We start from the raw sequence: 14,795 nt of genomic DNA on the forward strand, positions 1-14,795 counted from the left end.
CAAAACGGAGACAACATGCCGTTAAACGTATCAGGATTTGCATTTTATATCAATTCCGCGTGCCGTCGAGCCTTCTTTCTTCCCCGAGCGCGACGCTCATCCGGAATTCCTTCGGCGTCATGCCGAACCTTTTTTTGAACAGCGTAATAAAGTAGCTTGCATTGTTGAAGCCGAGGTAATCGGCGATTTCCTTCACGCTGAAGCTGCTGCCGAGCAGCATTTCCCGCGCCTTCTCCAGCCGGTACCCGTTAATGTAGTCGCCGACGGAAACGTTCTCGTATTGCTTAAACAGGCGGCCGACGTAGGCCGAGGACATTTTGAAATTCGACGCGACCGACTGCAGGCTCAAATTGACGTCCAGCGCGTTTTTCTCCACGAATTCCTTGATGGCGTCGACGACCACTTTGTTTTTGTCCTCCTTCTGGGCTTCTCTCTCCGCCAGACAGACCTGCTCCAGAAACAACGCGATCTTCTCCTTCATCCCGGCTAACGTGTCGGAGCGAATGACGCTCGTTCCGAGCGTCTGCATCGCGATCGAGTTGAAATGGCCGGCGAACACGGGCTCGCGAAGCACCTGTCGGACGACCAGCAAAATTTGTTGGACCGCGAACGTCATATCGTCGTACGGAAAAGCGGAGATCGCGTCAAACCACTTGTCGAGCAGCGCGAGAATCGCCTTCTCGTCGCGGGCGCGAATGGCCTCGCCGAGCTTTTTTTCCCATTCGACCGGAATCGCAACGTCGCGGCGGGCCATGTTGCCTTCCACGTCCTCCGGCGCGATGACGGCTCCGGGGCCGTACAGCACGCGGTACATCAGTTGCTGTACCGAGGCGCGGTAAGCGAGGCTGACCGCCCTGAAATCGTTCGCGGGATGGCGAACCGCCGCGGAGAACGTTCGGCGATAAAACTGCCGGCAAGTATCGACCGCATCGCCGAGCAACCTCCGCACCGCCTCCGAGTCCGATCCGTCGGCCGACGTGCGCGCGACGGCGACCAGAAAATCGTTTTTCATATCGAGAACCCGAACCGGAAACGACCGGCCCACCGTTTCTTCGGTAATGTTGCACGCCGCGAACCGGAACAAATCGTCGCGAACGGACGAGCGGGAGCCCGGCGACGGCGGATCCGGCGTCAGGACGGCCACCGTCCAGCCCCGCCGCGCCCCCTCTTCCTTCGGGAACAGCCGGGGGAACGCTTTCCGGCACTCCTCCAATTCCTCCTCGGTCAGCGATTCGCTGTCGGCCATCCAGCGCCGCAAATAATAATCGTGCACGATTTGCTGGTTCCGGTTCTCTTCCTGGCGGGCGAGTCGCAGCTTGTTCAGCGTCAGCTCGTATACGCCGGAAATATAGCTCATCTCGTCTTGCGTCTTGGGCCCCCCGCTGCCGGGACGAGCGCGCTGCGCTTAAACAGGTCGGTCAGCTTGCGGATCGGCTGGTACAGGCGGTTTGCGACCGCGGCCGAAAGCGCGACGGAAATCGCCAACGCGAATCCGATCAAAATAAAGGAAATATCGCGAAAAGACTCCACCCGCCCCATCACGTCGTCATAAGGCAAAACGCTCACGATCGTCCAATCGTTCACCCCGACGCTCATCTCGGACACGAGGACCTTCTCTCCGTCCATCCGGCTGATTTTGAACATTTCGGACTCCGGCCCGTTTGCGGTTGCCGGGCCGTTTGCGGACTTCCATTCGCTCGCGAACTTCCATTCCCTTGCGGAGTCCGGCCCGTCTGCGGACTTCGCTTCGTCCGCGGAATCCGCCCGTCCCTCGGTCTCCCCGGCCATCGGCGCGGCCTCGCCGCGATAGGTCAGCGCCTCCCCGTTCCGATCCAGCACGACGATTCCGCCGCCATGCCCTCCAAGGTTGTTCAGATTGGAAATATTGTCGAACACCCACTCCGGCCGGATATTGACGACGACGGCATTCGGAACCGCGCCGTTCGTCGGGTGGTTTTCGAGGACGAAAAAAGAGAACAAATCCACGCTCTCGTTCCGACCGTCCGTCTTCATCGGAATGAGCCTTCCGCCGGTCGGACGCCCGGATTCCCGCAGGACGCGCAGCGTCATCTCCTCCAGTTCCTTCAAATGCGAGCGGGACCACGCTCCCGAGCCTCCAATGTACATTCGCTCCGCGACGCCGCTGTACACGGCGATGGAATCGACGAAGGAGGTGGAATCGGCGACCGTATCGAGCATCCGCATCGTTTGGAATTTCGTGAAGGGATCCGGTTCTTTTGCGTTTTTCAAATAGACGATGCTTTGGTCGAAGCTCATCATGATCGCGATATTTTGAACGATTTCATGCAAATAATTGATGTTGTATTTGATTTGGGACAACACTTTCTCGTTGGCTTCCTTCTGCGTCTCCAGGACGATGTTTTTGGAGACTGCGTAATAAGCGACGGAGAAAATGACCAGCAGCCCGACGAACGACAGGTTGAAATACAGCACGATGCGCTGCAAATATTTGCGGCTTTTCAGCAGCCGGATGATGCCCACCGGAGGAAGCCCCCCTTTCTTATGTAGAACTATCATTTATGGAATGCGCTTTCATGTCAATCCAAAAATATGCGAATCATATAAAAATGCAAAAGTTATCATCAAAACGGCTTTGCCGTGCTCCGCCCGTCAAACTTTTTTTTGGCTCAGCTTAGCTTGGAGTTTGTCCGATCAAAGCCAGCTTTTTGCTAACTGCGCGGTCCCCCTGATTGGATTTTGTCCAATCTGAAACCGGCTTTTAAGCTAGTCCTGCCGCCCTCGTTGGATTTTGTCCACTCAGGCGAGGCCTTTTCGGCGATTTCGTCCGAAAAACCCGATTTTCGTTGGATAAAATCCACTGTAGACGGAGGTTTCCGTGTTTCTCGCTTCGGTCGTTGGACAAAATCCAACGTAGGCTTGTCCTGCATGCATGCGGAAGGACGAGATGAGTCGCAATGACTCATTTGAGTGCGGCTATATGTGTTTGGCGGGCTGAGGTGAGTCACTACGACTCAACTGGATCGACAGCGTTCATGCGGAGGGGTAAGATGAGTCATGAGGACTCATTTGAGCGCGGCTACATGGGGATGGCGGGTCGAGATGAGTCGATACGACTCAACTGCGGCGCTCCTTTGCCCCGCAAGCTTGCTCGAACGCCTTCGCAAGACGAAGAATTTAACATTCCTTCATAAAAAAATAAAGACGCGCCCTCGCTGGCGCATCTTTGGCCTTGCAAACGATTATAAGGGCAGCCGGTCGCTTGGCGCGAGCGGAAGCGTCGCTTCCGGCGATAATCCGCGGCTCGCTTCGCCGGCCGTTTCGCCGGGGACCCGTCTGGCCGTCACTCGGCTCCCGTTCCCCTCTTCCGTGACCATGACCGTCGGCGGCCGCTCCGCCTTCCCGCCGATCGCGAACGAGAAGAGGAACGCGGCTTTGCCGAGTGCGCGAAAATCGATCGTCCGCCGCTCGCCCGCATGGATAACCAAATCCAGGCCGCACGTTCCTCCCTCCCGGACGATTTCCCAGCGCCAATCTTTCCGTTCCCGGCTTTTCTCCGGATTTACCCGAGCCGCTGCATCTTTCCCGTCGGATACGTCTCCCCCGACCACTGCGTCTTGCCCGTCCTTTGCGTCTCTCCCGGCCGAAACATCTTCCCCGGCCGTTGCCGCATGCCGGATCGACGCATCCTTCTCCCCGAAAGCCGCGTACAAAATTTCGAACCGCAGCTTGAGGCCGTCAACGGTCGCGTGCGCGATCCGCCCGGACGTTTCGAAGCCGACGCCGTCCAGCGCCCCGCCGAATTCGAAGCGGAACCGAAAATCCGAGGCCCGAATCGAACCGTCGATCCGGTCGAGGTTCGGGTGAGTGTCACCGCCGTTGGTGACGAACCTCGCCCCGAGCAGCCAAAAGTCCCGCTCCGCCGACGCGCTCAGCACGGCCGAACTGTAATCGTACCCGTCATGCAGGCAGCGCATTTGCAAATAAACGGGCTCGTTCCCGTTCGCGAAATAGGCGACCATCCCGCGCGTCTGATTCCACATGATCTCTTCGCTGAACGTTCCGACCGCGTATCGCGGCGCGATTTGCGTGACGGCCCGCTTCACGTAGCCCGTCTCCGCATTGCGATAATAGGTCGTCTCCACGACCCGCTCCTCCGGCCGGACGAACATGTCCAAATAAGGCTCCGGACATTCGCACCCGATGCCGTACCATTCGGCGCTGTACTCCAGCTCGTCTTCGGCAAGGAGGAGCAGCCTGTTCCCCGAAGCCGCCTGCAGGAAAGACTTGACCGGTTTCGTCAGCAGCGTGCTGTAGCTGCGGCTGTGCGGCCCGGCCCACTGGCCGGTCGCCGGGTGAAAATGCTGGGCAATCATGCGCCAGGCGGCGTCCAGCAGGTCGGAGGCGATTTCCTTGGCCCGCAGCTGTACGGAAAATGCGCGGATTTTGGACAGTTCCACGATGGCGACCATCGTGTACGTCGGGCTGTTGAATTCCTGAAACGTCCCGAGCTCCTCCGTATGCCGCTTCAGCTTTTCCAGCCGTTGCAGGCCATACTCGGCAAACTCCTTCCGGCCGTAGAGCTCCCCTGCGATCAACGTGACAAGCGCGCCCATAATCGCGATATTCGTGTAATGGGGACCCACGTCGCGCTTGATAATCGCTTCGCAGGCGCAGCTTGCCGCTTCCCGGATTCGTTCGTTCAGCTCATCCGGCAGCCTGCCGCCGTGCCGCAAAGCCGCCAGCACGAGCTCCTTGCCGCAAAAATCGGCCCAGTTCCAATCCGGAGGCGCCATCCGCGCCAGCGGCTCCTCGTAAAACCACGGCCAGATGCCGTACGTATCGTTGCCCGGGTCTCGATCCTGCAGGGCGATGACGCGCTCGATGATCGCGGAGGCACGTTCCTCGTACGCGGAAATCCCCGTATTCAGCAGGCCGAGGGCGTACGCCAGCGACGGATAGGTCGGGTGCACCGTCGGATGCGTCTCCTTCGTCAGCGTCGTGTGATACCCGGGACTGCTGAACGGCAGCCGCAGCATGCCCGCATCCGGATCGAAGCTGCTTTCCTGAGACGCGATTTTTTTCAACAGCAGCGCTTCGTGGTCGAGCGCATTTGCCTTATTGCCCATTTTTCCGATCCTCGCTTTCCGTTTCCGAACTTCGTTCATTTGCCGTCACGGTCATTTCCGCGCTTTCCGTAATCCGCTTCAATTGCGATTACCGCATAAACTCCTTATTTTTCTCGTACCATTCCTGCGCCAGCTTCTCGACGTTTTCGCCTCCGAGGCGCTGCCATTCCTTGCGCACCTGCTCCAGGCCTTCCTCTGGGCTAAGCGCGTCGCCGCCGGTGACGACTTTGACCTCGATCTGCGCGGCGATCGGCGCGAACGTCGCGATCAGTTGGCTCGCTTCCGGAAAATCCGGGCTGTACGGAATGTCGCGGCGGTATTCGTTCTTCAGCGCGACTTCGAGCGAAGCCGACTTCGCCGTGGCGATTTTTTGCGAGATCGGATCCTGCGCGGCCATGACCGGAATCCAATCCGGCTTCGGGTCCCACTGGCTCAAAATCGCGTACTCCCGGGCGTAGAACGCTTCTTTCCGATATTTATCCGCGTCGATGCGCTGCGGGATTTCGCCGTTCACCAGCTTGTAATGCACGTTTTCTTCGCCTTGCTTCAGCGGCAGCCAGCCGTCCTCGATCATCCAGTCGAGAAATTTGACGGCCGTCTCGATTTTGTCCTCGTCCATCTTGCTGTTGAAGGCGACCAGAACGTTCGCGGGCAGTTCCTGATAAAGACCGTTTCGGCCGTACTTCGTCGCCACCGGCTCGAGCGGGGCGATTTCGGCGTCCGGCACGTTGGCGAGCAGATCCTGCATTTCGGTATCCATGCTCCAGGAGCCGAGATAGATGCCGGCCTTCCCGGTCGTCCACAGCTGGCGGGAGCGCTGGAAGTTGCTGTCCGTAATGTACTCCCTGTCGATGAGGCCCTGGTCGAACAGCGACTTCTGGAACGCGAGCGACTCGGCAAACCGGTCGAGCGTGCGGCCGTACTTCATCCGGCCGTCCTCCAGGTACCATTGATTTTCATTGTTGAAAAAGAACGCCCGCATAATTTGCACGCCGTTGCCGTTGAAGACGATCGGCACCGTATCCGCCGCGCCGTTTCCGTCCGGATCCTCGTCCTTGAATTTTTTCGCGACCTCGATCAGTTCTTCGACCGTCGTCGGCGCCGCAAGCCCCAGCTTGTCGAGCCAATCCTGGCGGATCCACATGCCGTGGTTGGCGATGACGTCGGTTCCGCGCGCGCTCGTAACCGCATACATTTTCCCGTTGATCGTGATGGCCGATTTCAGCTCGGGGTGCTCCGCCAGGTAGTTTTTCAAGGAAGTGCTGTACTTTTCGATATGCTCGTCGATCGGCTGAATCGCGCCCTGATTGGCGAGTTGGGCGATATAGGTTCGGTCGAACTCCCAGATCAGATCGGGCGCGCTGCCGGAGGCGATCAAGGCGCTCAGCTTCTGCTGCGCCTGGCCGCGGGGAACCGGCACCCATTTTACCTTTGCCGGGGAATTTTCGTCGATCCATTTCGTCCAGCGGTTGCTTTCGTAATTCCCCTCCTCCGTCGGCACCTCCCCGCGATCGAACATGGAAATGCCGATTTCCTGTTTCGTTTCGGCCGAGGCCGAGCTTCCGCCGGACGATGCCGCGCTTCCGGAGGGAGAAGAAGAATTCCCTCCCGATCCCCCGGAGCTGCAAGCCGCCGCGGCCAGCATCAAAAGCGACAAGCCGGCCGCCAGCAGCGGTTTCCTCGTTTTGTTCCGTGCGTTCAAATCGTTCATCCCCTTTTGAAATAGTCTAAACTATATCAAGGACTCATGGCCCTATGATATCATCCTTTGACCGAACCGATTAAGACGCCTTTCACGAAATGCTTCTGCAAAAACGGATACACGACGAGAATCGGCGCCACCGCGATGACGATCGCGGCCGCCTTGATCGCTTCCGGCGTCAGCAGCACCTGCGTGACCCCTTCGCTGCCCGAAAAGCTGTTGAGCAGGCTTTGGTCGACTTGCTGGATCATCTGGTAGAGCTTGAGCGTCAGCGTCTGCAGCGACGACTTCGTAATATAGAGCATCACGCTGAAATAGGAGTTCCACCAGCCGACGGCGTAAAACAGGGACAGCGCGGCGATGATCGGCTTGCACAGCGGAAGGATGATCCGCAGCAAAATCCGCCAGTCCCCCGCCCCATCGATCGCGGCCGACTCCTCGATTTCCTCCGGCAGGCCTTCCATGAACGTTTTCATGACGAACATGTTATACGTGCTGATAAGCGACGGCAGCCACAGCGCCCAGTAGGAATCCATCAAACCGAGCGATTTGATCAAAATAAAGTTCGGAATGACGCCGGTCACGAACAGCATCGTAAATGTGATCAGCATCAGCAGCGCGTTGCGGCCCATCAGCCGCTTTCGCGACAGCGGATAGGCGGCGAGAATCGTGAACGCCATATTGAACAGCGTCCCGATGACGGTGACGACGACCGTGTTGCGCATCGCCAGAAAAAGCTGGCCGTCCTCGAACAACCGTTTGTACGCCTCCACGTTGATTTCCACCGGCCACAGCGACACTTCTCCGGCGGTAATCGCCCTGCTGCTGCTCAAGGACGAAACGATGACGTACCAGAACGGGTACAGCGCGATCAGCGCGCATATTCCCAGGACGATATAGTTGGCGGCCGAGCCCAGACAAGACCAGCCCGGCCGGGCCGCTCTTCGGGTATTCATGCTTACCATAACCCCCTCTCCCCGAACAGCCGGGTCAGCCGGTTGACGCCCAGCACGAGGATCAAGCCGATGACCGACTGGAACAGGCCGAGCGCGGTCGTATAGCTGTAGTTCATGTTGAGCAGGCCGACCCGGTACACATAGGTGCTGATAACGTCGGCCACGTCGAGCACGGACGGATTTTGCAGGACGAGCGTCTGCTCCAGTCCGACGTCCATCATCTGGCCCATGCGGAGGACGAGCAGAATCGCGATCGTGCTGCGGATGCCGGGCAGCGTAATGTGCCAGATTTGCCGGAGCTTGTTCGCGCCGTCGATTTTGGCGGCTTCGTAAAGCTGCGGATCGATCGCGCCCATCGCGGCCAGGTACAGGATCGTGCCCCAGCCGGCGTCGCGCCAGATGCCCGATACCGTGTAGGCGACCGGCCACCAGGACGAGTCCGCCATGAAGTAGATCGGCTCGATGCCGAAGACGTTGCTCAGCAGCCAGTTCACGATGCCGGTGCTGGGCGAAAGCATCGCGACGAAGATGCCGCCCAGGACGACCCAGGAAATGAAATGAGGCAAATAGAGCAGGTTCTGCACCGTCCGCTTGAAGCCTTCCTTGCGCACCTCGTTCAGCATCAAGGCCAAAATAATCGGCACCGGAAACCCGAAGACGAGACTGTACAGGTTTAGAAGCAGCGTGTTCCGCAGCACCCGCCAAAAGTCGATGCTCGCAAACAGGCTTTGAAAATGGTCGAAACCGACCCACTTGCTGCCCAAAATTCCGTCTCCGAGCCGATAATCCTTGAACGCGATAATCTCGCCCGCCATCGGCGCGTATTTAAAGGCGAGATAAAACGCGAGCACCGGCAGCAGCATCAAATATAAATGCCGGTCCCGCTTAAGCCGGCTGCGGATGACGGAGCGGCTTGCGCCCGTCCTTGCCGCCCCCGGGCTTCCGCCCGCGAGCCGCGCGACTCCCGCCGGCGGGCCGCCGCCCCGGCTTGCGGGCGGCATTCTTCCCGGCCCTTTGCCGGTTCGATTTCCGTTCATGTTCGTTCACCCTTTCGTCGATGAGACCGTCTGGTCAGCCGGCGAACTCAGCGTACTCCGGGGCGGCCGTCGGCGATAGAGACACGTTTGGAACACGGTGCTTTTTTTTGCGGAAACGGCGGTGTCTTTTTTGAGAAGGGTGCCTTTTCTTGCGGTGACAGGCGTATTTTCCTGCGGTTGCGAGGATTCGGCGCGGTTTGAGCCGAGGAAATCGCGCGAAAGGCGGTTCGGGCGAAAGGCGGATTTGGAGAAGGACGGGGAGGGGAGGGGGATCAAGAGGCGGCAAGTAGGAGCCGATTTACCCGCGAAGTTTAAAACGAAAAAGCGGGCGTGCGACGAGATCTACGAGTTCATCATGCGGATTTCCGCGCGTTTTTCTCGTTCCCTGTCCCGCTCACGGCTCCTCCCCCTGTCCCGCCGCGGTCTGCGTCCGGGCCGACCAGTCCCGGTACTCCATCGGCGTCATGCCCGCATACTTTTTGAACGTCCGCAAAAAACTGCGCGCATTCATGTATCCGACCGCTTCGGCGATCTCGTTGACCTTCATGTCCTTGCCCGACAGCAGTCTCTGCGCCTCGCGGATGCGGATTTCGATCAAATAATCGATGAAATTGCTGCCGGTATGCTCCTTGAACTGCTTGCTGATATACGTGGGACTCAACTGGAATTCGTGCGCGAGCCGGTCGAGGGACAAATCGCTTTCCTGAAAATGCTCCCCGATATACCGAAGCATCCGTTCGACGGCGGCGTTTTTTCCTTTTTGGCTGCGCCGCTCCTCCACTTGGCCGGCAAGCGATTCCAGGTAGGATACGACGATCCCGCTGACGTTCGCCAAGCTTCCGCTGCGGTTGATCCGTTCGTAAACGCCGTTGAGACGGCCCGCCGAAGCGCCGATTTCGACCCCCAGGGAGCTTGCGGCCTGCGCCGGTTTCATGACAAGGTCGAAAGCGAGCTGGCGAATGAGCTCCGGGGGCAAATTGCTGTCCGCGGCTTCCTTCAGCGTCTCCTCCACGCAGGCTTTCATTTTGGCGGCATCCGCCTGCTTCAGCGCGTCCGCAACGCGGTCCGCCATCCGGGTCAGCCGGTAGTAATCCTGGCTGTCGAGCGGCTGAAGATCCTCGATCGAAATGACCGAGTGCCGGCCGAATACCATTTTATATTGCAGCGCTTTTTGCGACTCGTCGTACGACTTCGGAATGTCTTTCATTTCTTTGCAGCACCGGCCGACGCCGACGGTCACGACAAGGCCGAACTGCCCCCGCATCACGTCGAGAAGCTGCTCCAAAATCGCGAGCGCCCGCAGGTGGTTCTGCTCGGCGTCCCCTTCGGCGAAGCTGAACAGCACCGCCGCTCTCCCCTGGCCCAAATCGATGGCGACGCCCGCGTTTTCGGAATTGATCAGCTCCTCCGCCACGTTGCAGAACGCATACGTATACAGCGTTTCGTCCCGTGCCTGGAAATCGGCCCCTTCCTTGCCGATCTCGGCCGTGCATACGAGGAAACGCTCCGGAAACAGCCGAATGCCCACGGATTCCAAATGGTGCCGGACAGACGGATAATCCGTCCGATACCCGGCCAGCATATCCATCATCATCCGCCATTTCAGCACCGGCTTCGAATCCCGCATATGCTGCTCCAGATTGGACCGGTCCTGCACCAGTTGGTCGAACACCTTTTCCAGATAGGACAGCCCGGATCCCGGCCGCCCCTGCGGAATCCCCGCGCGGAACGACCCCGACATTTTGCCGACGAGCCGGTCGAGCGGCTTGAACGTCCACCGATTCACGTAAAAAAGGGCGAGCAAGGCGAGCGCGACCATGCCGGCGGCGAACGCCATCAGCAAGTTCCGCGTCACCTGCACCGGCTTGTAAATTTGCGACTCCGGCATGATGCTGATGAGCCGCCACCCCATATAGACGGAGTCGTGATAAAATACCGATTGCCGGATTCCGTCCACCTCGCCCGCGAAATAACCGCTGCCCGTTTTGGACAACGCCGTCCGGATGTAGGGGACCTCCTTCAGATTGCGGTAAATTTGCGTTTTGTCGTCGTGCGTAACGACGTTGCCTTCCTTATCGATGATGAACAGGTGGCCAACCTTGTTGTCCCGGAAAACCTCCTTGATCATGTCGTACAGCACGTCTTCCTTGATGTTGACGGCGACCATTCCCTTGCGGTAGCCCGGACTGCTCAGGGTCGGGTAGGAGCGCACGAGCGTGACGACGTCCTGATTTTCGGTGCCGTCCCATACCTTGTGGGTCGTCAGCCATTTTACATACTCGGGCATGTTCTCGTAATCGTCGAGCCAGTTGTCCGCCAACGCGTCGTCGTCCTTGAAATAGGCTTTATCCGTTAAAATGTCACCGCTTACAGAAGAATAAACGAAAATCGATGCGAATTGGGGATTGGTCGTGATGAATTTTTTCAGCTTCGTGCTCAGGGCGTAAAAGTTCTCGTATCGCTGGGAATCCTCCAGGTAACTGTCCAGCATGAAATAAACGAACTCAAGCTCCTCGGTCAGCGTCAGCAAATCCTTCTCCGACTGGCGGAACGCGACTTCGATCTTTTCGTCGACTTGCTTCAACAGGGCCAGGTTCGTGTTCCGCAAATCGCTTTCCAGCTTGCCGACCGTTCCGACGTAAGAAAGCCAGAAGGTCAGCGCGATGACGAGCAGGAAAACGCCTCCATAGATTAACATCGCTTTCGTCGAGATGCTGGCCTTCATCGTCTCGCCCCCATTCGTCCGGTTGTACCTAATGATAGCGCATGCAAAAATTTCGTCAACGCCGCCTTATTGAGCGGGAAGGAGCCGGATCGGTCGGATGACGCTGGGCCAGCCGCGTATCCGACCCGCGGCTCGCCAATCGTCGGACGCGCCGAGCCGTCCCCCACATGCGAAGCTTGGTTGGATTTTGTCCATTCAAAAACGGCTTTACCGCCGTCCCCTAAAACTTTCCCGAACTCTAAAAATAAATTTGCCGGCACTCCCACGATGGTTCCAATCCCGCAGCTCCGCTTATGATTCGAGCTCGATGCCTCTACCGGCTCTAAAAATAGGCCAACCAGAAATCTCTGGTTGACCTAATAATACGAAAGCCCCGGGACCGCGCAGGCCCCGGAGCCGTATAATCCTCCGTCAGTACGTCACCTTCCAGTTGCCGTCGCACGTCGCTCGAATCGTTTTGCGGGCTGAAATGTAGTCGGCCATGATTTCCGTCATGTCGGTCGGAACTTCGCGGACGACCGGCTTGCCCCGAAACATGTCGAAGTTGCCGCCGCCCCCCGACCGGTAGCTGTTCATGACGACCTCGTACGCCCCGTCCGGATCGAGCGGCTTTCCGCCTTGATTCAGCTTGACGACCCGCTGCCCCTCCGGCCGCGAAATGTCGAGCTCGTACTCGATGCCTTCCCACATGTCGTAATTGAAATGCTGGGGCTTCGGCGCCAAATAAGCGGGACAGATCCGCACCTGGCGTCCATCCCCATCCCCTTCCTCCAGCATGAAATAGCACGCGCTTTTTTCCAGACCCGCCTTGATGTCGCGGCCGCTCAGCAGCAGCACTTTGAGCGTGTTCGGGTAGATGTAGTTCGATACGATGTCCCGCATCGTGATCCGCTCGCCGAATCCTCTGGCCTCGTCGGTAAAGATCGCCGCGCAGGAGACGGCCGCGCCCGTCGTCTCCATCTGCACCCGGTTGACGAATTCGGTAAACGCATGGTCGGCAAGCCGCGCCGCGAACGGATCGGGGATCGCCATATTCCCCTCCGCTTTCCCGATCGGCTGGTCGAGCCACTCTTGCGTCTTTCGCTCGTCCTCGGCGAACATCGCGAGCAGCTCCGGATCGGCCGGCGTCGCGTCGTCCGCTTCGATGATTTCCGCCCGCTTGGCCGCGACGGACCAGTTGCCCGCTTCGTCCCGCTCAAACTCGATCCGGACTTTGGCGATCGCCTGCCCGGCGCTGCCCGGCTGCGCGATCGTCACCCCGTGCAGCTCGCCGGCCAGCGTCCGGTGCTGATGGCCGGTCAGCAGCACGTCCACGCCTTCAAGCTCGCGGCACATCGCGAAGCCCTGGTTTTCGCCGGTTTGCGGCTCCGTCTCCTCGCCCGTCTCCAAATCGCGCTCGAAGCCGCCGTGATAGCAGACGACGACGGCGTCGGGCTTTTCCGTTGCGCGGATATGGGCGACCCAACGCCGGGCCGACGACAACGCGTCCTCGAAGGCCAGTCCCGTTATGTTGTCCGGATGCTCCCAGTTCGGAACGTAATGCGTCGTCAGCCCGAGGATGGCGATGCGGACGCCCTCCTCCGTTTCGCGGACGAGATAAGGCTTGCCGAACGCCGGCTCCCCGTCCCGGCCGACGATATTCGCCGACAGCCAGGGGCAGTCGGAATCGGCCGCAACCTGCCGAAACAGGTCGAGCCCGTAGTTGAACTCGTGATTGCCCGGCACGGCCGCATCGTAACGCAGAAAATTGAGCGCGCGCGCCGCGGGATGTTCGCCTTGCCGGTCGTACTTGGCGTAGTGGTACATGAAAGGAGTCCCCTGGATCAAATCGCCGTTGTCCAGCAGCAGGAGAGACGGATCCCGCTCCCGCTCCGCGCGGATAACCGTGGCCAGCTTGGCCAGGCCGAGATTCCGTTCCCCGGGCCCGCGGTAATCCGTCGGGAAGATGTGCCCGTGAATATCGCTCGTGAAGAGCAGCGTCGCCGTCGCTGTAGTCGCAGTACTTGGTGAATTCAGACGAAAAACCTCCCCATTCCCTACCAATATATTATATGCATCTAACAATTAACAGAAAGTTTACGGCCATTTTACAATTCCGTCATGACATTGCTGAAATGCTGTGATATGATTACCCCATATTACAATAAATAACAGTTAGAGAAAAGTGGAGGGACACTATGTCAAAGAAATTCACAACACTTGCCATGATGCTTGCTCTGGTATTCGTATTCCTTGCAGGTTGCGGCAGCAACAATTCGAACAGCGGCTCCGGCGGCAACGCGTCCGAAAGCGCGTCTCCGAGTCCCAGCGCGTCGCCTTCCGCATCCGAGTCGCCGAGCGCATCGCCTTCGGAATCGCCGACCGGCTACGTTCCGACCACGCTGACGGTTCAATTCGTACCTTCGCAAAACGCCGACACGCTCGAAGCGAAAGCCAAACCGCTGGAAAAGCTTCTCAGCGATCAGCTCGGCATCGAAGTCAAAGTCAGCGTCTCTACCGACTATAACACGATTATCGAAGCGATGGCTTCCAAGCAAGTCGACGTCGGCTTCCTGCCTCCGACCGCTTACGTTCTCGCGAAGGAAAAGGGCGCGGCCGAAGTAATTCTGCAAGCGCAGCGTTACGGCATCGACGACGCGACCGGCGCGGAAACGACGGAGCTGGTCAACGGCTACAAATCGATGATCATCGTGAAAAAGGACTCCCCGATCCAATCGGTAGCGGATCTGAAAGGGAAGAAAATCGCCTACCAGAACGTCACCTCCTCCGCCGGTTACGTATGGCCCGCGGCGGCGCTGATGGATGCCGGGCTGGATCCGCTGAACGACGTCGAGCCGATTACGGTCAAAGGCCATGACCAAGGCGTCATCGCTGTCCTGAACGGCGACGTGGATGCGGCCGCCATCTTCCAGGACGCCCGCAACACGGTGAAGAACGACTATCCGACCGTCTTCGAAGACACCCGCGTACTGACGTTCACGGAATTCATCCCGAACGACACGATCTCGGTCCGCTCCGACATGGACCCGGCCTTCATCGAAAAGCTGAAAGCGGCGTTCATCGCGATCGGCAAGGATCCGGAAGGCGGACAAATCATTTTCGACATTTACTCCCACCGCGGTTATGTCGAATCCGAAGACAGCATCTTCGATATCGTCCGCGAATACAATGAAAAAGTAAAAACCGAGTAAGCGAACCCCGCGCAACATCCGAACCGAACGCCAATCGGGAGCCCGCCCGGCGCGGCGGCTCCCCAAAATTTCAAAC

At 58.7% G+C, this 14,795-nt stretch carries 9 protein-coding genes; 1 reads left to right on the forward strand and 8 read right to left on the reverse strand.

Annotated features, from left to right (window positions below; all coding sequences use genetic code 11):
* Nucleotides 1-49: 49 nt before the first annotated feature.
* From JW799_RS05775 to JW799_RS05810, 8 genes are all read right to left on the reverse strand, one after another.
* The gene (locus JW799_RS05775) at nt 50-1,357 is read right to left on the reverse strand and encodes a helix-turn-helix transcriptional regulator (protein ID WP_205429024.1); all 1,308 of its coding nucleotides are present in this window, start codon (nt 1,355-1,357) and stop codon (nt 50-52) included.
* Nucleotides 1,354-2,502 carry a cache domain-containing protein gene (locus JW799_RS05780; RefSeq protein ID WP_205429025.1) on the reverse strand — a complete coding sequence of 383 codons (1,149 nt, stop codon included), beginning with the start codon at nt 2,500-2,502 and terminating at the stop codon, nt 1,354-1,356. The genes JW799_RS05775 and JW799_RS05780 overlap by 4 nt, the downstream gene beginning before the upstream one ends.
* A gap of 719 nt (nt 2,503-3,221) precedes the next feature.
* Nucleotides 3,222-5,108, reverse strand: coding sequence for a hypothetical protein (locus tag JW799_RS05785; RefSeq protein ID WP_205429027.1), 1,887 nt, complete (start codon nt 5,106-5,108; stop codon nt 3,222-3,224).
* Nucleotides 5,109-5,196: 88 nt separating this feature from the next.
* Nucleotides 5,197-6,810 (reverse strand): extracellular solute-binding protein, encoded by a 1,614-nt coding sequence (locus tag JW799_RS05790; RefSeq protein WP_240353157.1) that lies wholly within the window; start codon nt 6,808-6,810, stop codon nt 5,197-5,199.
* Nucleotides 6,811-6,869: 59 nt separating this feature from the next.
* Complete coding sequence (locus JW799_RS05795; RefSeq protein WP_080832813.1) at nt 6,870-7,766, reverse strand: carbohydrate ABC transporter permease; 897 nt, start codon at nt 7,764-7,766, stop codon at nt 6,870-6,872.
* Between the two features lie 2 nt (nt 7,767-7,768).
* Nucleotides 7,769-8,803 carry an ABC transporter permease gene (locus tag JW799_RS05800; RefSeq protein ID WP_240353158.1) on the reverse strand — a complete coding sequence of 345 codons (1,035 nt, stop codon included), beginning with the start codon at nt 8,801-8,803 and terminating at the stop codon, nt 7,769-7,771.
* Nucleotides 8,804-9,197: 394 nt separating this feature from the next.
* On the reverse strand, nt 9,198-11,528 hold the full coding sequence (locus JW799_RS05805) for a helix-turn-helix domain-containing protein (RefSeq protein ID WP_205429029.1): 2,331 nt from the start codon (nt 11,526-11,528) through the stop codon (nt 9,198-9,200).
* A gap of 411 nt (nt 11,529-11,939) precedes the next feature.
* Entirely contained in the window at nt 11,940-13,571 is a 1,632-nt protein-coding gene (locus JW799_RS05810) for a bifunctional metallophosphatase/5'-nucleotidase (protein WP_240353159.1), read from the reverse strand.
* A gap of 134 nt (nt 13,572-13,705) precedes the next feature.
* Here JW799_RS05810 and JW799_RS05815 point away from each other — a divergent pair, with 134 nt between their 5' ends.
* Nucleotides 13,706-14,719 carry a phosphate/phosphite/phosphonate ABC transporter substrate-binding protein gene (locus JW799_RS05815; protein ID WP_205429030.1) on the forward strand — a complete coding sequence of 338 codons (1,014 nt, stop codon included), beginning with the start codon at nt 13,706-13,708 and terminating at the stop codon, nt 14,717-14,719.
* Nucleotides 14,720-14,795: the final 76 nt, after the last annotated feature.

The sequence above is a fragment of the Cohnella algarum genome (assembly GCF_016937515.1).
Classification (GTDB): Bacteria; Bacillota; Bacilli; order Paenibacillales; family Paenibacillaceae; genus Cohnella; species Cohnella algarum.